Here is a 22,757-nt window from a genome sequence, read left to right as displayed (position 1 = left end):
TGTTTAAATAAAACCAAACATTATATCTAATTAAACTTACAAAAACTTTAATTTTGTAAAGCAATAAATACAATACACATGAATTACCGAATTGAAAAAGACACAATGGGTGAGGTTAAAGTACCTGCCGACAAACTTTGGGGAGCACAAACAGAACGCTCTCGTAATAACTTTAAAATTGGTGCTTCTGCATCTATGCCATTAGAAATTGTATACGGTTTTGCTTATTTGAAAAAAGCTGCTGCTTACACCAACTGTGAGCTAGACGTTTTATCTAAGGAAAAACGCGATTTAATTGCACAAGTTTGCGATGAAATATTAGAAGGCAAGCACAATGATCAATTTCCATTAGTTATTTGGCAAACAGGTTCTGGTACGCAAAGTAATATGAACGTTAATGAGGTTGTGGCTAATAGAGCTCATCAAATCGCTGGTGGTGTTATAGGTGAAGGAGAAAAAACAATTCAACCTAACGATGATGTTAATAAATCGCAATCCTCTAACGATACGTTTCCAACAGGAATGCATATTGCAGCTTATAAAAAAGTGGTTGAAACGACAATTCCTGGAGTTATTCAATTAAGAAATACACTTCATAAAAAATCATTAGAGTTTAAAACCGTAGTAAAAATTGGTCGTACACACCTAATGGATGCGACTCCATTGACTTTAGGTCAGGAATTTTCTGGATATGTATCGCAATTAGATCATGGATTAAAGGCCTTAGAACATACCTTACCTCATTTAAGCGAATTGGCTTTGGGAGGAACAGCTGTAGGAACAGGACTGAATACTCCTGAAGGTTACGATGTTTTAGTTGCAAAATATATTGCAGAATTTACAGACTTACCTTTTATAACTGCAGAGAATAAATTTGAAGCTTTAGCAGCACATGACGCTATTGTAGAAACCCATGGTGCTTTAAAATTATTAGCCGTTTCATTAAATAAAATAGCTAATGACATTAGAATGATGGCCTCTGGTCCTCGTTCTGGGATTGGTGAAATCATAATTCCTGCAAATGAGCCTGGAAGTTCAATAATGCCAGGAAAAGTAAATCCTACACAATGTGAAGCATTAACTATGGTTTGTGCACAAGTTATGGGGAACGATGTTGCGATTTCTGTAGGTGGAACTCAAGGCCATTACGAGCTTAATGTTTTTAAACCGATGATGGCTGCAAACATTTTACAGTCTGCGCAATTAATTGGAGATGCTTGTGTTAGTTTTGAAGAACATTGTGCAAGTGGTATTGAACCAAATCACCAAGTGATTAAGCAGTTATTAAACAACTCATTAATGCTAGTAACAGCACTAAACACAAAAATTGGGTATTATAAAGCTGCTGAGATTGCAAATACAGCACATAAAAATGGAACCACGTTAAAAGAAGAAGCTGTGAATTTAGGTTATGTTTCTGCTGAAGATTATGACGAATGGGTAAAACCAGAAAACATGGTCGGCACCTTAAAGTAACGACAAAAGACTAAAAAAATCGACGAAATACATATTTTGTCGATTTTTTAGTATATTAGCATTTCTAAACTATAACTATTATGAAACAAAAATTACTTTTTGGCTTTGCTATGCTCAGCTATTTCGCTATGGCGCAAACCACTTTCCTACCTAAGGAAACGATTAATGCAAGTACCGGAGACGCCCCTTATACCATGACATCTGGTTTAATTGACGGAGATGCATTCCCTGATATTATTATTGGTACATATCTAGGAAATACTATCGAATGGTATAAAAATAATGGTGATAATACATTTGCAATTCAGCCTTTAATAACCACCACATTAGAAGGTATTGGTTTTATTAAACTTGCGGATTTAAATGGAGATACTTTTTTAGACGTTATCGCATCTGGATATTCAAATGATAGTGTTGCATGGTACCCTAATGATGGTAGTGGAAATTTTTTAACTGAAAATATAATTTCGAGCGCAGTTGCAGGAGCTTCAGGATTCTCTGTTGGTGATATAAATAATGATACCTTTTTAGACATCGCTGTAACGGCTTACGATAATAATGAAGTTCTTTGGTTTTCAAATGATGGTACAGGTACATTTACTTTAGACGCCAACAAAATTGATGACACTTTAGTAACCCCAGGTGCTATAGATATGAAAGATATTGATGGTGATGGTGATTTAGATGTTTTAGTAGGTACTGCTTTCTACGGAAGTGATGTTATTGAAATTTTCAGAAATAATTTAGCAATCGATGGCACAGTTTCATTTACTAAAGATGCCACAACTGTTGCAACAGGAAAAACGGGTATATTTCATGTGAGCTTTGAAGATATCGATGGTGATGCTGATTTAGATATTTTAGCTACTGAAGTGTCTTATGGCGGTGGACCAACAGGAAACTTATATTGGTATGAAGATAATGGTTCTGGTTATACTGAAACCATTTTTACGACAACACTAACGAATCCTGCAATGGCTCTATTTAAAGATCTAGATAATGATGGCTTAAATGATATCGTATTAGGTAATGGGGCTTCTGGCGTTGGGAATGACCTCGTATGGTTTAAAAATAATAGCTCAGGAAACTTTGATGCTGAAGACATCATCGATGACACTCAAAGTCAGGCTTTCGTACTCGCCATTGAAGATTACGATAACGATGGTGATTTAGATATCGCAACCTCTGCTTATAATCAAGATGCCTTAAATTATTTTGAAAATCAGAAAATTGTGCTAAGTGTGTCAGATGTTCAATTTCAAAATTTAACGATCTACCCTAACCCTACCAAAGATTACTTAACTTTTGAAGGTTTTAATACTAACATCAATGTTACAGTTTATGATGTATTAGGAAAACAAGTACGCGTTAAAAATGTAACTAATGGAGAAACACTTAATGTTTCGGAATTAGCAGCTGGTATTTATACTATAAAAATTAATAATGCAGTGACTTCAAAATTCATAAAAGAATAAAGAAATACTTTTTTAAATATTAAAAACGCTAGTAAATTGTTACTAGCGTTTTTTTTTGTTCAAAAAAATAGCAATCTTTACAAAAATACCAACTCATATGTCTCTACTCATTACCAACATTAAACAACTCATTCAAGTTCATGATTATAACACTACTATTATTAGAGGTAGTGACATGAAAAAATTACCAATTATAGAAAATGCTTACCTCTATATTGAGAATGACACTATAATTGAATTTGGTGACATGAGTGATTGCGAAGGGTTTGATGCAGAAACAATTATTGATGCCACTGGTAAATTAGTTTTACCATCGTGGTGTGACTCTCATACACATATAGTTTATGCAGGAGATAGAACTTCAGAATTTGTAGACCGAATAAATGGATTGTCTTATGCTGAAATAGCCAAAAAAGGTGGTGGTATTCTAAATTCCGCAAAAACGCTACAAAATACTTCAGAAGATGAATTATTTGAACAATCCCTAAAACGATTGAACGAACTGATTGCTATGGGAACAGGAGCTGTTGAAATAAAGACAGGTTATGGACTCACAGTTGAAGCTGAGTTAAAAATGCTTCGTGTTATAAAACGTTTAAAGCAAGAAAGTCTAGCAATTATCATCCCTACATTATTGGCAGCTCATGCTATCCCTGAAGAATTCAAAACAAAAAAGGAAGACTATATAACCTATATTACAGAAGAATTAATTCCTAAAGCGGCAGAATTAAACATCACTAATTACGTTGATGTATTCTGTGAAGAAGGCTATTTTAGTATAAAAGATACAGAAGCGATATTAGAAGCTGGTAAAAAATTCAACTTACGACCTAAAATTCATGTGAACCAATTTACTATTTTAGGTGGTATTGCACTTGGCGTAAAATACAATGCTTTATCTGTAGACCATATTGAAGAATTAAGTGATAAAGATATTAAAGCTCTAAAAGGAAGTGACACTATGCCTGTTGCGCTACCTGGCTGTTCTTATTTTATTAGCATTCCTTATACACCTGCCAGACGACTAATAGATGCCGGTTTACCACTAGCCATTGCTACCGATTACAATCCTGGTACTGCACCAAGTGGTAATATGAATTTTGTAGTGAGTACAGCTTGTGTAAAATTAAAATTAACACCAGAAGAAGCTATAAATGCAGCGACGGTAAATGGTGCTTATGCTATGGGAATAAGTAATATGTATGGCAGCATAACACGCGGTAAAAAAGCCAATCTTATTATCACCAAACCGATGAATCATTATAGTGAAATTCCATATGCATTTGCCCACAATCCTGTTGAGCAAGTCATAATTAACGGTCAAGTATTATAACAAAAAAAAATCCAGAAGCGAACTTCTGGATTTTTTTTATGAATCAACCAACTATCTTTTTACTTCAATTCAAATTCTGAAGTAGAAATTAAGGCTTTATCGTTAAATACATTTATAGTATAGCGTCCTTCTTCAAATTTAGAATCTTCTAATTCATTAATATATTCACAGATATTCAAGTTTCTATTTTCGTAGTTAAATCTACTAATTAAACTGTAATTTAATGTCTGCCCTTCAAATTCTATCTGATCGTTAGAACCTAATACATTATTTTTAGGATCAATAACTTGAACGTATAGTTCTTTATCTCCTCCTTCGGTTAGCATATTTTTAGCGACAGTAAAACAAACTTTAATTTTATCACTTCGTCTGGCACGTTCTGTTGGTATTTGTTTACCATTATTTCTCTCAATAACCCCCATACCAACTAACCCAACAGTTTGTAATGCAGCGGCATCTTTAACCACCGTTGTAAGTTCTGTGTTCTGAACTAACAATGAGTCGGTAAACATGGTACGCTCCGCCAACTGAACTTGAGTACTATCTAAAGATGATGCTAAGTATTGATTTTCACCTTTTAAACGATCGTTTTCAGTTAATAAAACGTCCATTTCTTCTTGTAAAGCCATGTACTTCTTTTTGTAGTTCCATAAACTACCAACGCTATTTTGAGATACCTTTAAAGAATCCATTAAACCTTGAATACGTTCTCTTGCAGCAATTAAATCTTGATTCTTAACTTCACTTTCAGCAATGGCTTCATCATAATCTTTGGCCATGTTATTGAGATCATTCATCACTTGTTTCTTCTCATTAACTAGCATCTTTTCATTCTCTTGCTTTTCGCTGTAAAGTTTAGAGGTGTAGAAAGCAGTTACTAAGAATAATACTAATAATATCCCTAAGCCTACTTTTAATCCTGTACTCGATTTTTGTGAACCTTCCATAAATTGTTTAGTTTTAAGTATTGTTAATTCTAGTTTTTTTTAAAATGTTAATTTGAAGTCAAAGTAATTAAATAAAAATGTACTTTTAATCTATTATTTAAATTATTTATCCAAATGGAGCATCTTATTTTATTTACAGAAAAAGACAAACAACAGCTTTTAAAGAAACGAAAAGGTGAAACAAAATTTGGAGAACATATTCAGTTAATTCCTAACCTCACTAAGATATACGATAACATTGTTAATTTAGATGTTGACTATGTTATTTTTGGAATAACAGAAGCTATTGGAATTATAGCAAATTACGGTAAACCAAGCCCTTATCATGCTTGGGACACGACTCTAAAAGTTTTGTTAAATATACAGAGTAATGATTTCACTAATGCCAAACGCGTTTTAATACTTGGTCATTTAGATTATACTGAAGAACAAAAATTGGTATATGACTTAGATGTATCGAAAAAAAAGCAGCTTTCTAAAGTTAGAAATCTTGTGGAAACCATAGATAAAGATGTTGCATATGTTGTATCCTCTATTATTAAAGCTGGTAAAACTCCCATTATTATAGGAGGAGGCCACAATAATGCCTATGGTAATATTAAAGGTTGTGCTTTAGCGAACAACGGAAAAATAAATGTTGTGAATTTTGATGCCCATTCTGATTTTAGAGCTGAAGAAGGCAGACATAGTGGTAACGGATTTAGTTATGCCTTTGCGGAAGGGTTTTTAAAAAACTATTTTATTTTTGGCTTACACGAAAACTACACTTCTGATACCTTATTAAAAACGATGAGAAAAGTAAAATTTATAGAATACAATACGTATGAGGCTCTAGAGGTAAGAAATGAACTCGATTTTATTTCTGAAATGGACACTGCTTTAGACCATGTATCGAACACGACCTTTGGAATTGAAATTGATTGCGATGCTATTGAAAATATACCGAGTAGCGCTATGACGCCAAGTGGTTTTAGTATACAACAAGCAAGACAATTTGTAAATCATTTAGGTAAACATAAAAACGCAGCGTATCTACATATTTGTGAAGCTGCACCAACGAACAATGAAGATACCAAAATTGGTAAGTTGATTACTTATTTAATTTCTGATTTTATTCGTGCTAATCGACACTAATACAAACACTCTTTCGTTTTATAATTTTGAAAAAACAGCTGTATTACATCTAACTTCTATTATCTGAAAATAGTTTTCTCTACATATTTCATATATGATACAGATCTTGATTATTAATTAACTCCCCCTTAATTTTACATTAAAAAATTTGTAAATTAGTTATTCATTAAATAGAAAACCCTATTTAAATTAATAAATAGGGCTTTAAAATCTCAAGCACATGCAGGATCCTATTTTATGTAAACATAAAATCTATAACCCTAACCTTATAGTTAATCCTGCATTTGTACTTGATTTTCTACTATATCTTTAATAGGAACAATCAGTTTTCCTTCTGAATTTTTTAATATAACAGCGATACTTTTTACAGCCTCTATTTCATAAACCTTATCATTGAATATTATTTTCTGACCAACTTCAAAAGTCTTACGTGCATAAAATGTATTCAATAATTTAGCGACAACTTCTCTCGCACCCAAACCAAAAGCTATGGAAAAGGCCAATAAGAAGCCTGCGATTATCATATTAATATTATTGGTAATTATTTCTGTATTAATACCAGCTTGATTTAATGCTGTAATAGATATAAATGTCAGTAATAAGAAAAACACCACTTGGCTAATCATTTTACCACCAGATAAATCCATTGATTCGAATAATTTTTTCAAACTATTCTTAACGAAATTGGCAAAAATTAAACCAATAATAAATATAATTAACGCCGCAAACAATTGTGGTATATAAGATAACAACGCACTAATTTGATTAGAAATAATATCTAATCCCATAATGTCTGATGCCGTTATTAATAAGATAATATACATCATCCATTTTACAGAACCAGAAACAATTTTAACAGTATCAAAATTGAGTTTTTTACCTTCTATAATCTCAATCTCGTTTAATTTATCATCTAATTTATTTGCCTTTGCTAATTTTAAAACTTTCTTAATAAGCTTAATAATAAGCTTGGTTACAATCCAACCGATAATTAATACAATTAATGCCCCAACTATATTAGGAAATATTTTAGTAATCTCTAACCACATTGTAGTTAACGATTGCATAGCAATATCCTTAAATTCTGTTACTTTTTCCATACTAATACTGTTACTACTATTTTTTACTTATTATCTTTTTTCCGTCTACTTGTTACACTGTCTATAATATGACCAATATTATACGAAAACAATTCTGCCAATTCCAAAAAGAGTTTTGCTATGGCAATATCATGCATAACTTTCTCTTTCAGTTCCAGCGGAACTTCCTGTAAAGGCTTATCTAATTGCTTAAATGGATTCTCCATCTTTCGTATAATTTGTGTACTTATGTACAAGTTTATCTTTCGCTCTTTTTAATCGCATTTTAACCGCGCTTTCTCCTATATCTAAAACGTCGGCCAATTCTTTAATTGATAAATTATCTTGATACTTTAATAATAACATCATCTTATCATCTGGTGAGATGAGTTCCATAACGTGCTTCAACTGCTCTACTCTCATGCTTTCAAACTCAAGCGTAGAATCTATATCTTCACCTATATTCTCAATGTCAAGATACTCTGTGCTAATAGACTTTTTCTCAAACTTTTTAGCTGTATTTCGAGTAACATAATTAACACAATGATTATACGTGAAAGCATACAACCATGTTGAAAATTTAGACTTCCCTTTAAAACTTCCTAATTTTACATAAACCCTTAGAAAAACATCTTGAGTTAAATCCTTGGCTTCATCAACTCCATTTGCAAATCCGTAACATTTATTATAAACCATGTTCGCAAATCTATCGTACAGCACCTCGAACAACAAAGTGTCGTTGGTTTTCACGATAGCTTCTACGAGCGCTTCATCGGTTAGACTATGAATAGCGTCTTTGGTCAAGGGATTTTTTAGTCGGTATTAAATTGGTTATTAATATTAAGACACACAATATTTAAAGAGGTCACAAAAAAAATTTAAAAAATTACTTTTTAAAATGATTTTCAATATCACCTAAATGATGCTGTAAAGATTTTGCTGATATTTGAATTTCCCATATTAAAAACAATAAGGATAAAATAAGAAGTACTAATCCTAAACCAAATGCCCAAACTGCTACAATAGGATAATTTATATAAATTAAAAACATCGTTAAAACGCAAAACAATAAACTAGTAATACCTGCTATCTGCATATATCTAGTCAACTTTATTCTTAATTTTAAATTCTTAATTTGCCTGAGAACGGAAGCGTCTTGATGCTTTAAATACTTATCACTAAGATTTCGAATGATAGCAGCATAAGCTAAAAATCGGTTGGTATACGCTAACATAATTAACGATATTGCCGAGAACAAAAGTGCTGGTGTTGTGAGCGTTAGTTCTTCCATAATCTGTTTTTACAAAATTACAGAAATAAAACACGAGAAAATAAAAAAGCGAACCTTATAAAGTTCGCTTGTAATATTATCATTTATGTTTATTATGCGTTCTTTTCTGCATTTAGACACCATCGTAATATTAATATTCCTACACGTGCTAAAACAAATGTAAACAAGCCAAAAGTTGCTGTTAATAAGGATATTTTTAATCCGCCAGCAAAAATTGAAGGCTCAGGACTTCCCATGGCCTCAACAGAATCGAAAGCGGTAATTAATCCAATAACAGATCCTAAAAAACCTAACACTAAACCTAATAAGCTAGAATCTATAGTTAGTTTCAGCATTTTCTCAGCTATCACTTTATTCTTTTTAAGGTTGATAAAACCTTTTATTAAAAGAAAAACAGAAAGCAATAAACAGATTAAAATAAGTGACATAAATAATGGCCCTCCTTCATTAAACCGGTCTGCCAATGGATTAGGTAGTACTAATAATTTCAAAACTAAGTGTTCGTTCATAATTGATGATTTTAATTAAACATGGTTCAAACTTAAATCTTAAATGCTGTAATAATTTTAAAATGCGACGAATCACCAGTTTAATGCCCTTTTAAACTAAATGCTAAATCCGTTGCTAATTCCGTCATTCGTCTACAAAGGTATTATTCAGCTGAAAAATATGGTATTATTGTAATGCTAATTATAGTACATGCTAAAAAAAGAATTCATATTTAAAAAAATTGGTCAAGGATTGCTCCATGTTATATTTTGGTGTGCTGTACTCCTATTCTTCACGTACTTTTTTGGTATTGGCAGCAATAACTTTGATGATACCTTAGTGTATTCACTCTTTTTGATGCCCATAACGATTTCACTAACCTATGTTTGTATTTATGCGTTAATACCAAATTACCTCATTACAAAGCGCTATTTCCATTTTATACTTTATAGTATATACACGCTTATTATTTCGGCCTATTTAGTAATGGTGTCTATCTTTTTTAGTTTGATTTATCTTTCAAACTTTGAATATTCCCATATGAATCCCATTACAGGAAACATCCTTTTTGTAATGACAAGCATCTATCTCGTTACCTTTATTGTAAGCGCATTTAAGCTAATGAAACTAAATAATATCGCTTCTAAAAAAACCAAGACTTTAGAAACCAAAATCCTAGAAACACAACTAAAACTAAAAGAGCAAGAACTGAAGTATTTAAAAATGCAGATACATCCGCACTTTTTATTCAACACGCTAAACACCATGTATGGATTTGCTTTGAAGAAAGCAGATGAAACCCCCGAAATGATTCTAAAACTATCTAATCTTTTAGACTATTTGCTATACCAAGTTGATAAACCTTTTGTGCCTTTAACGGATGAGATTAACCATATTAAAGATTATATAAGTTTAGAACAACTGCGTTTTAATGATACTCTAGAAATTAATTTAAGTGATGATAGTTGCTCTGAAAATATGGAAATTGCCCCAATGTTATTTTTACCATTTGTAGAGAATAGCTTTAAGCATGGCAAGATTAAAAATGGTAAACTGACTATTGACATTGCTTTTAAATGTAAAAACAATAGTATCCATTTTAGTATTAAAAATTCGCATTCTAAAACAGATGCAATTCAATCTGGTATTGGATTAGACAACATAAAGAAGCGACTAGAACTACTCTATAAAAATCAGTATGATATAAATATTATAGAGAATAACCATTTTTTCGAAGTACAACTAAAACTATCATTAATCAATGCCTAAAACCATCTCTTGTATTATCGTTGACGATGAATCTATAGCGAGAGACATCATTGCTTCTCATTTATCTAAGATTGATACTATTGAGGTTGCTGCACAATGCAAAAATGCCATCGAAGCTTTTAACTTTATGAGTAATAATACAGTGGACTTAGTCTTTTTAGATATTAACATGCCAGAGATATCAGGAATCGCTTTTGCAAAGTCCATAAACAAAGACATTAAGATTATTTTTACCACAGCCTATAGAGATTATGCTGTGGAAGGTTTTGATCTACAAGCTGTCGATTACCTGCTAAAACCTATTGCTTTTCCACGTTTACTACAATCTGTAAACCGGTATTTTGAAGTCTTTTCGAGTTCTAAAGAAACAACTACGAACACGTTAGATAACAATGATTTTATATTTGTACGCTCGGACCGAAGAATGCAAAAAATAAACTTTGACGATCTTCTCTATATTGAAAGTTATAGCGATTATATTAAAATTTATCTTTCAGACAGTGTTATAGTCACCAGAGAAACGATTACCGCCATTGAAGCGAAATTACCAAAAACACGTTTTTTAAGGATTCACAGGTCTTATATTGTGGCGTTAGAACACATACAGTCATTTACAAATGACCATGTTACTGTTAATCGGAAAGCGCTTTCCATTAGTCGAAGTTATAAGAAAGAAGTTTTAAAACATCTAGAAAATTTTTAACTTTAAGAAATAAACGCCCAAATCGCAACGTTACAAAGCAACTGCCTTTGTATTGAAACCTCATTAAATGAATGATTACCTACATAATACTATTCCTAATTTAAAACCATTTAATTATGAGGTTCATCACGATTCTCATTTTATAAATAAACAATGGGTTTTAATAAATGGCATTTCTAAAAAGAAATCAATTTATACATTTAAAGCAGATAATATTCTGGAAATTTCCAGGAAAGATCATGTGATAAAAACATCATGGAACATTAGTATTCACAATATCTTTTCTATTGAAACCGAAGATGGAATGATTACTGTCAAAGCGTTTTTTAAAGATGATGACATCTTGGTGCTAAACAACCAGAGCAAAGAAGAATTTGCTATGTACATTAACGCGACCAACTATGATGATGATATAAATTCAGTCGAAGATATCCAAGCCTTCTTAAAAGATAAATATCAAAAGAAAGTTAGCACCATAATTTATGATCACGAATTCTACTACATCGAGAAATCAGAAGAATTTGGACCTTTTAAAGTTGAAGTCTTAGCCGAAAAAGTAAAAACTGGCGATATCAGCGCCTATTGTTTTGTACGAGATATTAATGAACATGATTATAGTAACCGCATGCGCATTTCTGACTTGATACAGGAACTTTGAAGATTAGTGATCAGTCGCAGTCTCAGTTTTTAGTAAAAAGTGTGAAGTGTGAAGTGTGAAGTGTGAAGTAAAATATATAGTATTAAATTCAACTTACTTTAAAGTTTAAAAAAGATTTATAAATTTCATCATTTAGTATAATTTCTCCGTGAATCTTCGTGTCTTCTTTGTGAAACTCTGTGTTATAATATTTCGCGCAAAGCCACTAAGCCGCAAAGAAATAACTCCTCGAAAACCTGTAAGAATCTTTAATAAAGCTATAGATTAGTGTTAAATAGTGACTAAAAAAGTGGAAGCTTAGTATAATTTCTCCGTGAATCTTCGTGCCTCCTTTGTGGAACTCCGAGTCATAATATTTCGCGCAAAGACGCTAAGAAACAACTCCTCAAAAATCTGTAAGGATCTTTAATAAAACTATAGATTAGTATTAAATAGTTATAGAAAAAATAGAAGCTTAGTATAATCTCTCCGTGAATCTTCGTGTCTTCTTTGTGAAACTCTGTGTTATAATATTTCGCGTAAAGCCACTAAGACGCAAAGAAATAACTCCTCGAAAACCTATAAGAATCTTTAATGAAGTTATAGATTAGTGTTAAATAGTGACTGAAAAAGTGGAAGCTTAGTATAATTTCTCCGTGAATCTTCGTGCCTTCTTTGTGAAACTCTGTGTTATTATATTTCGCGCAAAGTCGCAAAGAAATAAACTCTCAAAAATTTGTAAGAATCTTTAATAAAGCTATAGATTAGTGTCAACTAGTTATTGAAAAGTTGAAACTTAGTATAATCTCTCCGTGAATCTTCGTGTCTTCTTTGTGAAACTCTGTGTTATTATATTTCGCGCAAAGTCGCAAAGAAATAAACCCTCAAAAATTTGTAAGAATCTTTAATAAAGCTATAGATTAGTGTCAACTAGTTATTGAAAAGTTGAAACTTAGTATAATCTCTCCGTGAATCTTCGTGTCTTCTTTGTGAAACTCTGTGTTATAATATTTCGCGTAAAGCCACTAAGCCGTTAAACTATTATTACAAATAGATTAGTGATAATTAGCATCAAAAAAAGCGAAAATCCTTATCAGAAATTCGCTTTTAAAATTATTTAAAGTGAAAGTGTACTACTCTTGTAACCCAGGAATAGCAACCATTTCATTAACATCCTTATCATAATCAACACCTTCAACATTGAAACCAAAAAGATTAAAGAAATCTGTTCTATAACCTTCTAAATCTCCAATTTCAGGTAAAGTCTCTGTGGTGGCTTCTTTCCAAAGCTCTAATACTTTTGCTTGAATATCATCACGCATTTCCCAATCGTCAACACGAATTCTTCCTTGCGCATCTAATTGTAAATCTTCAGCATATAAACGCTCATTAAATAAACGTTCAATTTGCTCTATACAACCTTCATGAATCCCCTCTTCTTTCATCACTTTATACAACAATGAAATGTATAACGGAATTACCGGAATTGCAGAACTCGCCTGTGTTACTAAAGCCTTATTTACAGAAACATAGCCTTTTCCGTTGATATCTTTTAAAGAATCCGTAATTTCAAAAGCAGTCGCTTCTAAATGATCTTTTGCACGACCAATGGTTCCTTTTCTATAAACCGCTTCTGTTAATGAAGGGCCAATATAAGAATACGCAACAGTTTTAAAATCCTCAGATAATACATCAGCAGATTTTAAGAGGTCAATCCACATTTGCCAATCTTCACCTCCCATTACGGCAATCGTATTTTCAATATCATCACCTGAACAAGGCTCTATTGAAATTTCTTTTACGACTCCTGTATGAAAATCTACGGTGTTATTTGTAAATGTTTCACCAATCGGTTTCAAAACAGATTTAAAACGCTCTCCTGTATCTGGATGCGTTCTTACTGGTGAAGCCAAACTGTAAATAACCATATCAATCTTCCCTAAGTCGTCTTGAATTAATTTTAAAGTTTGTGCTTTAATTTCATTTGAAAATGCATCTCCATTGATACTCTTAGCATACAAACCATCTTTATGCGCTTGCGTTTCAAAAGCGGCACTGTTGTACCAACCTGGTGACGCCGGACGCCCTTCTGTAGGTGGCTTTTCAAAAAACACACCAATTGTTGAGGCGTTAGAGCCGTAAGCACTAGTAATTCTAGATGCTAAGCCAAAGCCTGTTGATGCTCCAATAACTAAGACCTTTTTTGGGCCATTAGTTGTTGGGTTTGATTTAATATAATCTATCTGACTTAATACATTTTGCTCACAGCCAACTGGGTGTGATGTTAAACATATAAACCCTCTAGTTCTTGGTTCTATTATCATATTTTATAGTCTAAACGTGTAATGCTCTATCTTCTGTTGCTGCTAAAGCGGCTTCTTTTACGGCTTCTGCAAATGTTGGGTGTGCATGAGACATGCGTGAAATATCTTCAGCAGACGCTCTAAATTCCATAGCAACTACGGCTTCTGCAATTAAATCGGCACAACGTGCACCAATCATATGAACTCCTAAAACCTCATCTGTGGTTTTATCTGCTAAGATTTTTACAAAGCCATCAAGATCTCCACTTGCTCTAGCACGACCTAATGCTCTAAATGGAAACTGACCAACTTTATACTCAACATTAGCTTCTTTTAATTCTTCTTCTGTTTTACCAACAGCAGCCACTTCTGGCCATGTGTAAACAACTCCTGGAATTAAGTTATAATCAATATGTGGTTTTTGTCCTGCAATAGTTTCAGCAACAAAAGTGCCTTCTTCTTCCGCCTTGTGCGCTAACATCGCTCCTTTTATAACATCTCCAATCGCGTAGATATTAGATGCAGACGTTTGTAAATGTTCGTTTACTTCAACCTGTCCTCTATCATTTAATTTTACACCTGCAGCTTCAGCATTTAAGCCAGCCGTATATGGCTTACGACCTACAGAAACTAAACAATAATCTCCTTTAAATTCTACAACTTCGCCTTTCTTATTTTCTGCTTTAACGATCACTTCATCTCCATGGCGCTCAACAGACTGTACTTTATGAGACAACATCATTTTACATTTGGCTTTCTTAAAGACTTTATTCAATTCTTTAGACAAACCGGCATCCATCGTTGGTAAGATTCTGTCCATATATTCGATGACAGTAACCTCAGCACCTAAACGACGATACACTTGTCCTAACTCTAAACCAATAACTCCACCACCAATGATAATGAGGTGTTTTGGAATCTCTTTCAATTTTAAAGCTTCGGTAGATGTAATAATACGTTCTTTATCTAAAGTAATAAACGGTAATGTTGAAGGCTTAGAACCTGTAGCAATAATAATTTTCTTTGCTTCAATCTCTTGTGCATCTTTACCTTCTATTGTAATATGAGTGGCATCTTTAAAAGACCCAAGGCCTTCAAAAACATCGATATTATTTTTCTTCATTAAGAAATCAATACCACCTGTAGTTTGGTCTACAACAGCTTGTTTACGACCAATCATCTTTTCTAGATTCACTTTGATGTCTCCAGGGATTTCAATACCGTGATCTTCAAAATGTTTAGTGGCTTCTTCGTAATGATGCGAAGAACTTAATAAGGCTTTACTTGGAATACAACCTACGTTTAAGCACGTACCACCAAGCGTTGAATATTTTTCAATAATAGCTGTTTTCATGCCTAATTGTGCGCAACGGATTGCCGCTACATAACCTCCAGGTCCAGAACCAATTATTGCTACATCGTATGATTTCATATCTTTTATTAATTTAATTTAAATTGTAATGCTAATTGTAATGCTCTATTTTTAGTATTAAAGTCTTCATCAGAAATCACATTAGATAGTCCTATATAATACCTAAATGAAACTCCGACTATTTCTGATAAGTTTATTCCAAATCCCAAATTTAATCCAAAATCCTGACTATTAAAAGCAGTATCTAAATCTCCGTTTTGTAGAAATAAACCATCTGCTGATAATAATATTCCGGCTTGTGGTCCTACATCAAAACTAAAGTTTTCAGACAAGTGGATGCGCGCAATAATAGGTAAAACCACATAACTCAATCTTATTTTTGCACCATCTTCATAATCATCCTTAAATCCATAAACAGAAAACAATAATTCCGGTTGAATAGACAACCAAGAAGAAACCTGTACTTCTGTAAAAAATCCTACCTGAAAATTTGTTGCACTCGAAACATCGTCAGTACCATCTCCCGAAATTGTTGATGAAAGACCACCAATCTTTAATCCCATTGGGTTCTCCTGAGCATTGAGACCTAGACTAACCAAAAATATTAAACCGACTAATAATCGCATGCAATTAAACAAATAAGCTACAAAAGTACAATTTTGATTACTTATTTACGAATTTTAAAACCCATTATTGACATCAACAATTTATGGCTTTTGCGCTATATCTTCTAAAATCCATTCTAACTCCGGATCAACAGATTGTAAGCGATCCTTATAACTTGGTAATAACTCTACATCTGGTTTTACACCATAACCATCTGGTGCCGTTTTATTAGGGGCATCAATATGCGCAAGTCCTATTCGTGCACGTACTTTGGTATTAGGCATTTCGTACACTTTATAGAATCCGGCTACGGTTCCATTATACGCACCACCGGTTTCTTCGCCTACAAAAGTAGCACGATTAGTGCCTTGCAATTTTGTAGATAATATGGATGATGCCGAGAACGAGTTACCATTAATTAAGACATAAATTTTGCCTTTAAAATTTAAAGGTTTTGGCTCTTGCTCTTTAGCGGATTTAAATTTGTAATATAAGGTATCCCCTTTTTTCTGTGTTTTAAAAAGGTCTATGGTAAAAAGAACGGGAGACATAAGACCTGCAAAAGCTTTAACGGTGTTTGGAGTGGTGTTACTCATTACACTCTTTAAAAGCGGAAAGCGAGTATTAACTTCACTTCGGTTAATCATGGTATAATTTTCATCCGTGAGATATGAATACAAATCGGTAATTTCACTTAAGCGTCCACCAAAGTTGTTTCGTAAATCAATAACTAGCACTTCCGTTTGAAGCGAATCTAAGGTTTTAAAACTCTCTTCGTAAAAGTCTTTATAGTTGCCATTAGAGAATCCTCTTATTTTTAATAAAGCGACGGAACTGTCTTTACCTACAAAGTTCAAGTTTCGGGTATATTCATTTCGCGAAGCGATATAACCATGGCTACGATTATATTTTCTTTGGGCTTTATACTTTAGTTTATTCGCCTTTCGCTCTGCTTTGGTGAGTTTTACTTTTTTAACCTCAACAACTTTAAGGGAATCTTTTTTTATAGAATCATTTTTTATACTGGTGGTGTCAACTTTTAAAATGCGTTTATACTGTTTTACAAAAGTGGAATCTGAATGCTTTAAGGTTAAACTGATACTATCAAAACGACCTTTATCATTAGCATAATAACTCATAAAACGTGTGCCAGCGACTCTATTATGAAACGTGGTATTATAACCATCTGATGCTATTGTTTTAGTGTAGTTTTTGATTAAATCCTGAGGGGTTTCATCTTCAACTTTTAAAACTTCTGCATTAATTAAAACAGTATCAGCTCCTCTCGCATGGACTATAAAAAGTTTATCATCTAAATATTCAAAATCTAAATTATTAAGTTCAAACTTGGTTTTATTTAAGGCTTTTCTTTCTTTTCTATTCAACCGTTCACTTGGAGGTGACAAGGACATGTGTCCTTGACCAATATATTTGGTAACCGCAGCGAGTTGCTTATAAAACGTACGACTATCCATAGGCTCATCTATGGCATTCTTTAAGCTATCGAACTTAAAATCGAGCACGGTTTTAGATGTAAACTGATACAAATGCGGATGATGACGTTGCAATTGGTCATATACCTTGTCTATATCCTCATGAAGATCTTCAACAGGATGTAATTTAGTGACTTGCAGGTTGTGTTTTTCAACGCTGGCACAGGACGCCAATAGTAATGTAATACACAGTGTGAATAGTAGTGTTTTCCTCATGTTTTGTTAATGCGATTTAAAATATGATTGCTGATTAAATTATAGCTTATATCTATAAAGACGTAAAAATATTAAGAAAGGTTGCTTCTAATATAATTTAAAACTAGAAATACGCCAATCGCTTTACAATAGCGAATCTAAAGGTTGAAGAAAAAAAATAGTCCAAACTCTCGATTAATGACAATAATCTTAAGAATGGACCTATTTTACCCTAATTTTTAATAGTACTTCAAAGTTGCACTTTAGTATCTCATTTCGCAATACTCAATTTGAGTATTTATGCTTTTTATAACCAATGTTGATTCATTTTCAACATACCAATCAATTCTCCTGTCGATGAAATATTAAGCTTCTTCAAAATATTTCTACGGTGTGTATCTACTGTATGAGAACTAATATTTAACTTCTTTGAAATTTGTTTACTAGATTGATTTAACACAAGTAATCGAATCACATCGCGCTCTCGGTTACTTATACTGTCATTTAATAATTTTTGAGAGAAGTTATTAAAAAACAAGGTTTCATATTCGTTATGTGAATTTAATAATTTTGCAGACGCCGTAATTTCCATTTTAACATTAGCATCTAAAACCGTGTAATGTGCTAAACCAATAATCGGTTTTCCGTCAGAATCAAATACTAAAGGAGTGGTGTTCTGAATAATATTAACATAAACATCATCACTATTTTTAAGTCTAAAATTCCAAGTGTAATTGGCGTCTTTTCGTTTGTCTTCTGGAATTTCAGAAAGTGTAAACTCCATTAAACTATTGAGAGCGCTTAACCAAGCATCAATATCCTCGGGATGAATTCGGCTCCAAAAATAGCGCATACCCAACGCTTTTAGCTCACCCGCATCGAGACCTAAGCAGGCTGTAAAGTTTTTACTTATGTATTCAAAGGTTAAATCTTGAGTATTGGTAACACAAAAAAAAGTAGAACTATACGGTAAATAATCGTCGAGCTCTATAATCTTTGCGATATGCTCTTTTAGAAATGGCTTATCGTAGGATTTGAATATAAACTTATACAAATCCTTAATTTCAGTATATCTCATAGTGTAAAATTAGAAAATTTATCGAATCACAATAGCCTAGCCTTTAATAAAATAGACCTCAAACACTATAACTAACAGATTATGAGTACGTTTAGAATTGAAACTCAATTAACAAAACAAAATACAAAACACTTATAATCAATACATTCTAATTATAACAAAGCACTATAATCTTAAAGCGTAATCGCAGTGGTATGCTTTACTTCGTTAATCATAAACATACTGTGCGTACTACCAATATGATCGATTTTAGTAAGTTTCTCGACCATAAATTCTCTAAAGGCTTTCATATCTTTCACCAAAACTTTAAGCAAATAATCATAATCTCCGCTCAAATGGTAACACTCTAAAACTTCATTGAGTTTCTTTACTTCACGTTCAAACTTAACGACATAGTCTTGTGAGTGTTGCACTAATTTCACATGACAAAAGGCTACAAAATCCTTTTCAACTTTACTTTTATCCACCAAAGCCACGTACTGTTTTATAATGCCGCTCTTTTCGAGTTTTCTTATACGCTCATAAACCGCAGTCACCGATAAATTTAATTGGTGCGATAAGGCTTTATTGGTTTGCTTACTATCGGTTTGAAGTAATTGAAGTAATTTTCTGTCAGTGGCATCAAAAATCATACGTGTTGTTTTTTCGGAAATAATTACACAAAATTCAAATTTAATTATAATAAAACTACTAAAATTAATAATTACAGATTATTCATCTATATATCGTCCCTACTATTGATTAATCATCTAATAATAACGAAGTTTGAATTAACTAATTCATAAATCAAACAACTATGACACGAGCATATTCGAAATCTTATCGCCTTAAAGGAGATGGTAAATAGCGAACTGCATGTGACCATTAAAAAACAATAAAACTAAACACATGACTTTTAAACCGGCAAACAATATACAAGACCTACAATACTTCGGGGAATTCGGTGGTGTTAACCCATCCATTTCAGATTCATCAACCTATACCTTTTTATCGGCAAAAACCATGTTCGATACCTTTGAAGGGAATGCAGATGGTTGTTATTTATACTCACGCCATTCCACTCCATCTAACTTATACTTGGGTGAAGCTTTAGCGGCCATGGAAGGCACCGAAACCGCAACCGTTACAGCTTCGGGTATGGGAGCCATTACTCCTGTTTTACTGCAACTTTGCGATGCTGGCGACCATGCGGTTAGCAGCAGAACCATTTATGGAGGCACCTATGCCTTTTTAAAGAACTTTACACCACGTTTAGGCATTACCACAACCTTTGTAGACATCACGAAGTTAGACCTCGTTGAAGCCGCAATTACACCAAAAACTAAAGTGTTGTATTGCGAGTCGGTTAGTAATCCACTATTAGAAGTAGCAGATATTAAAGGTTTGGCTGCCATCGCTAAAAAACACAATCTAAAACTGATTGTAGATAATACCTTTTCACCTTTATCAATCTCTCCAATTAACTTGGGTGCCGATATTGTAGTGCATAGTTTAACCAAATTCATCAATGGATCTTCAGACACAGTTGGTGGAGTTGTTTGTGGCACACAAGAATTAATTAACGATTTGCGAAACGTTAACAGCGGAGCGGCTATGTTATTAGGCTCTACAATGGATAGTCTGCGTTCGGCTTCGGTATTAAAAAACCTAAGAACCTTGCATATTAGAATGATGCAACACAGCCATAATGCTACGTATTTAGCAGAACGCTTTGAAAAAGACGGTTTAAAAACAGTATATCCAGGTTTAGCCTCTCACCCATCGCATGAGTTATTCAAATCTATGATGAATGAAAAATACGGTTTTGGAGGCATGATGACTATTGATGTGGGGTCTTTAGATAACGCCAATGCGTTGATGGAATTAATGCAAGAACGCAACTTAGGCTATTTAGCAGTGAGCTTAGGATTCTACAAAACTTTATTCAGTGCTCCAGGTAGCTCTACCTCTTCTGAAATCCCTGAAGATGAACAAGAAGCTATGGGACTAAGCGATGGTTTAATTCGCTTCTCTATCGGATTAGATGCCGATATTGAACGCACCTACGACATGATGAAAGCCTGCATGAAAGAATTACATATTCTTTAGCTTAAAAATGACACCTATTTATTTAAAGGTTAGATTCTTATATAACAGTAAGCGTCTAACCTTTTTTTTGCATCCTATTCTATCATTAGTATTCCATTTGCAAATGGCTTAACAAAATCGTAACATTACGACACTAAACTGAACGAAAATGCAAGAAAACGACAACCTAAGTGAGATTAAAACAGAAGAACAAGTAATTATTGACAATAAAGAACTTAGTTTTTTTGAAGCACTTATACCTGTTGTAATTCTAATGGCCATGTTAGCCTATAACATCTTTTTCGTTGAAGACCAAGAATGGCTTGGCGCGTATACCAATCAAATTATTTTAGTATTAGGTGGCGCGGTGGCTGCCGTTGTTGGCTTTTTTAATAAAGTGAGCCTCAGTGTTATGCTAAAAGAGGTTTGGGAAAACCTGAGAAGTGTGTTTGTGCCGATCATGATTTTATTCTTAGTCGGAGCCTTAGCGGGTACATGGCTCGTTAGTGGTGTCATCCCTGCTATGGTCTATTATGGTTTACAAGTTTTAAGTCCAGAAATATTCTTACCTGCCTCCGTTATTATTGCCGCTGTTATCTCTATTGCAACAGGGAGTTCTTGGACCACCTCTGCAACGGTTGGTATTGCTTTAGTTGGTATCGGAACCGCATTAGGTATTAATCCGGGGATGATTGCCGGAGCCGTGATATCCGGAGCGTATTTTGGAGATAAAATGTCGCCCTTAAGTGATACCACCAACTTAGCGCCTGCTATGGCTGGCACGGATTTGTTTACGCACATTAAATACATGGCCATTACAACCGTACCTACAATTATTATCACCTTAATAGTTTTCGGAATTATTAGTTTCAATATAGACACAACCGGAAGTGCGGATATCAGTAACCTCCTCGCGTCTATAGATCAAACCTTTAATATCTCACCATGGTTATTTTTAGTGCCTGTTGGTGTAGTGACCTTAATCTTACTAAAGACAAAACCTTTAATAGCATTAGCGTCCGGAATTGTCTTAGCAATCATCTTTGCATTCGTGTTTCAAGGTACTATTTTAGAAGGGCTATCTGAATCTAAATTTACGGCTATTACTAATTCAATTCTTACCGATACAGCTATCATTACAGATAATCCTAAATTAAACGATTTGTTCTCATCTGGTGGAATGAATGGCATGCTTTGGACCATCTACTTAATTATATGTGCCATGATTTTTGGTGGTATCATGGATGGCATCGGAGCACTTGCCCGAATCACAAAAGCCTTACTAACCATCGCTACGTCTATATTCGGATTATTTGCTAGTACCGTTTTAAGTTGTTTAGGCTTAAACCTTATTGCATCAGACCAGTATTTAGCGATTGTTATTCCAGGAAAAATGTTTAAGCAAGCCTATGAGGATAAAGGCTTAGCACCAGAAAACTTAAGTCGTACACTCGAAGATTCTGGTACCGTAACCTCTGTTCTAATTCCTTGGAATACCTGTGGTGCTTACCAAAGTGGTGTTTTAGGTGTCGGTGTAGGCGAATATATTGGCTATGCTATTTTTAACTGGTTAAGTCCATTTACAACCTTATTATTTGCAGCCTTAAATCTCAAAATTAAGATGCTAAAAGCTAAATAGTTTTTATTTATTCAAAATAAAATTAAGTATAGCCAAAATCTATTGCTTTATAAAAAATTAAAATTTGCTTAACGTATTAATTCACTAATGAAAAGTATCTTTGTCCAGAATTGATTTAAGCTTTTTTCAATTGGCTACAACATGTTCTTTTTCACTCACTCTTTGTCTTTT

At 33.3% G+C, this 22,757-nt stretch carries 21 protein-coding genes; 9 read left to right on the top strand and 12 right to left on the bottom strand.

Features of this window, described 5'->3' with window-relative positions:
* Nucleotides 1-78 precede the first annotated feature (78 nt).
* The 3 genes from fumC to hutI all read left to right on the top strand — a co-directional run bounded on the left by fumC (nucleotide 79) and on the right by hutI (nucleotide 4,284).
* A complete protein-coding gene (gene fumC, locus DFQ09_RS05890) occupies nucleotides 79-1,476 on the top strand; it encodes a class II fumarate hydratase (RefSeq protein ID WP_115808724.1) in 1,398 nt (465 codons plus the stop codon).
* A gap of 80 nt (nucleotides 1,477-1,556) precedes the next feature.
* A complete protein-coding gene (locus tag DFQ09_RS05885) occupies nucleotides 1,557-2,951 on the top strand; it encodes a T9SS type A sorting domain-containing protein (RefSeq protein WP_115808723.1) in 1,395 nt (464 codons plus the stop codon).
* A gap of 97 nt (nucleotides 2,952-3,048) precedes the next feature.
* Nucleotides 3,049-4,284: an imidazolonepropionase gene (gene hutI, locus DFQ09_RS05880; protein WP_115808722.1), complete on the top strand. Its 1,236-nt coding sequence runs from the start codon at nucleotides 3,049-3,051 to the stop codon at nucleotides 4,282-4,284.
* Nucleotides 4,285-4,343: 59 nt separating this feature from the next.
* On the opposite strand, the gene DFQ09_RS05875 is transcribed toward hutI, so the two are convergent.
* Nucleotides 4,344-5,231 carry a chromosome partitioning protein ParA gene (locus tag DFQ09_RS05875; protein ID WP_115808721.1) on the bottom strand — a complete coding sequence of 296 codons (888 nt, stop codon included), beginning with the start codon at nucleotides 5,229-5,231 and terminating at the stop codon, nucleotides 4,344-4,346.
* Between the two features lie 114 nt (nucleotides 5,232-5,345).
* Between DFQ09_RS05875 and DFQ09_RS05870 the strand changes: the two genes are divergently transcribed.
* Entirely contained in the window at nucleotides 5,346-6,365 is a 1,020-nt protein-coding gene (locus DFQ09_RS05870) for a formimidoylglutamase (RefSeq protein ID WP_115808720.1), read from the top strand.
* A 272-nt stretch (nucleotides 6,366-6,637) separates the two neighbouring features.
* Here DFQ09_RS05870 and DFQ09_RS05865 read toward each other — a convergent pair whose 3' ends face one another.
* The 5 genes from DFQ09_RS05865 to DFQ09_RS05845 all read right to left on the bottom strand — a co-directional run bounded on the left by DFQ09_RS05865 (nucleotide 6,638) and on the right by DFQ09_RS05845 (nucleotide 9,244).
* Nucleotides 6,638-7,465, bottom strand: a complete 828-nt coding sequence (locus tag DFQ09_RS05865) for a mechanosensitive ion channel family protein (RefSeq protein ID WP_115808719.1) — start codon at nucleotides 7,463-7,465, stop codon at nucleotides 6,638-6,640.
* Nucleotides 7,466-7,488: 23 nt separating this feature from the next.
* Nucleotides 7,489-7,671, bottom strand: coding sequence for a hypothetical protein (locus tag DFQ09_RS05860; protein WP_115808718.1), 183 nt, complete (start codon nucleotides 7,669-7,671; stop codon nucleotides 7,489-7,491).
* Nucleotides 7,655-8,248, bottom strand: a complete 594-nt coding sequence (locus DFQ09_RS05855; RefSeq protein ID WP_115808717.1) for an RNA polymerase sigma factor — start codon at nucleotides 8,246-8,248, stop codon at nucleotides 7,655-7,657. The genes DFQ09_RS05860 and DFQ09_RS05855 overlap by 17 nt, the downstream gene beginning before the upstream one ends.
* 82 nt (nucleotides 8,249-8,330) lie before the next feature.
* Nucleotides 8,331-8,735: a DUF2721 domain-containing protein gene (locus tag DFQ09_RS05850; RefSeq protein WP_115808716.1), complete on the bottom strand. Its 405-nt coding sequence runs from the start codon at nucleotides 8,733-8,735 to the stop codon at nucleotides 8,331-8,333.
* A 92-nt stretch (nucleotides 8,736-8,827) separates the two neighbouring features.
* Nucleotides 8,828-9,244, bottom strand: a complete 417-nt coding sequence (locus DFQ09_RS05845) for a MotA/TolQ/ExbB proton channel family protein (protein ID WP_115808715.1) — start codon at nucleotides 9,242-9,244, stop codon at nucleotides 8,828-8,830.
* 190 nt (nucleotides 9,245-9,434) lie between these two features.
* Here DFQ09_RS05845 and DFQ09_RS05840 point away from each other — a divergent pair, with 190 nt between their 5' ends.
* From DFQ09_RS05840 to DFQ09_RS05830, 3 genes are all read left to right on the top strand, one after another.
* Nucleotides 9,435-10,493 carry a sensor histidine kinase gene (locus tag DFQ09_RS05840; RefSeq protein WP_115808714.1) on the top strand — a complete coding sequence of 353 codons (1,059 nt, stop codon included), beginning with the start codon at nucleotides 9,435-9,437 and terminating at the stop codon, nucleotides 10,491-10,493.
* On the top strand, nucleotides 10,486-11,196 hold the full coding sequence (locus DFQ09_RS05835) for a LytR/AlgR family response regulator transcription factor (RefSeq protein ID WP_115808713.1): 711 nt from the start codon (nucleotides 10,486-10,488) through the stop codon (nucleotides 11,194-11,196). Before DFQ09_RS05840 ends, DFQ09_RS05835 begins: the two co-directional genes overlap by 8 nt.
* Nucleotides 11,197-11,263: 67 nt before the next feature.
* Nucleotides 11,264-11,854: a hypothetical protein gene (locus DFQ09_RS05830; RefSeq protein WP_115808712.1), complete on the top strand. Its 591-nt coding sequence runs from the start codon at nucleotides 11,264-11,266 to the stop codon at nucleotides 11,852-11,854.
* Nucleotides 11,855-12,966: 1,112 nt separating this feature from the next.
* Here the strand turns inward: DFQ09_RS05830 and fabV are convergent.
* The 6 genes from fabV to DFQ09_RS05800 form a co-directional block, all read right to left on the bottom strand.
* Nucleotides 12,967-14,157 carry an enoyl-ACP reductase FabV gene (gene fabV, locus DFQ09_RS05825; protein WP_115808711.1) on the bottom strand — a complete coding sequence of 397 codons (1,191 nt, stop codon included), beginning with the start codon at nucleotides 14,155-14,157 and terminating at the stop codon, nucleotides 12,967-12,969.
* 10 nt (nucleotides 14,158-14,167) lie between these two features.
* Nucleotides 14,168-15,568, bottom strand: a complete 1,401-nt coding sequence (lpdA, locus tag DFQ09_RS05820; RefSeq protein WP_115808710.1) for a dihydrolipoyl dehydrogenase — start codon at nucleotides 15,566-15,568, stop codon at nucleotides 14,168-14,170.
* An 8-nt stretch (nucleotides 15,569-15,576) separates the two neighbouring features.
* On the bottom strand, nucleotides 15,577-16,134 hold the full coding sequence (locus DFQ09_RS05815; protein WP_115808709.1) for a porin family protein: 558 nt from the start codon (nucleotides 16,132-16,134) through the stop codon (nucleotides 15,577-15,579).
* An 81-nt stretch (nucleotides 16,135-16,215) separates the two neighbouring features.
* A complete protein-coding gene (locus DFQ09_RS05810) occupies nucleotides 16,216-17,823 on the bottom strand; it encodes a S41 family peptidase (RefSeq protein ID WP_115808708.1) in 1,608 nt (535 codons plus the stop codon).
* Between the two features lie 286 nt (nucleotides 17,824-18,109).
* The gene (locus tag DFQ09_RS05805) at nucleotides 18,110-18,880 is read right to left on the bottom strand and encodes a LuxR C-terminal-related transcriptional regulator (RefSeq protein WP_115808707.1); all 771 of its coding nucleotides are present in this window, start codon (nucleotides 18,878-18,880) and stop codon (nucleotides 18,110-18,112) included.
* Nucleotides 18,881-19,053: 173 nt separating this feature from the next.
* Complete coding sequence (locus DFQ09_RS05800; RefSeq protein ID WP_115808706.1) at nucleotides 19,054-19,512, bottom strand: Lrp/AsnC family transcriptional regulator; 459 nt, start codon at nucleotides 19,510-19,512, stop codon at nucleotides 19,054-19,056.
* A 256-nt stretch (nucleotides 19,513-19,768) separates the two neighbouring features.
* Here DFQ09_RS05800 and DFQ09_RS05795 point away from each other — a divergent pair, with 256 nt between their 5' ends.
* Complete coding sequence (locus DFQ09_RS05795) at nucleotides 19,769-20,968, top strand: aminotransferase class I/II-fold pyridoxal phosphate-dependent enzyme (RefSeq protein WP_115808705.1); 1,200 nt, start codon at nucleotides 19,769-19,771, stop codon at nucleotides 20,966-20,968.
* Nucleotides 20,969-21,116: 148 nt separating this feature from the next.
* Nucleotides 21,117-22,586: a Na+/H+ antiporter NhaC gene (gene nhaC, locus DFQ09_RS05790; protein WP_115808704.1), complete on the top strand. Its 1,470-nt coding sequence runs from the start codon at nucleotides 21,117-21,119 to the stop codon at nucleotides 22,584-22,586.
* The last annotated feature ends 171 nt before the right edge of the window (nucleotides 22,587-22,757 follow it).

Origin of the sequence: Winogradskyella pacifica (assembly GCF_003386275.1) — a bacterium.
Classification (GTDB): domain Bacteria; phylum Bacteroidota; class Bacteroidia; order Flavobacteriales; family Flavobacteriaceae; genus Winogradskyella; species Winogradskyella pacifica.
The sequence above is the reverse complement of the archived record's forward strand: the minus strand, read 5'-3'. Positions and strand labels throughout refer to the sequence as shown.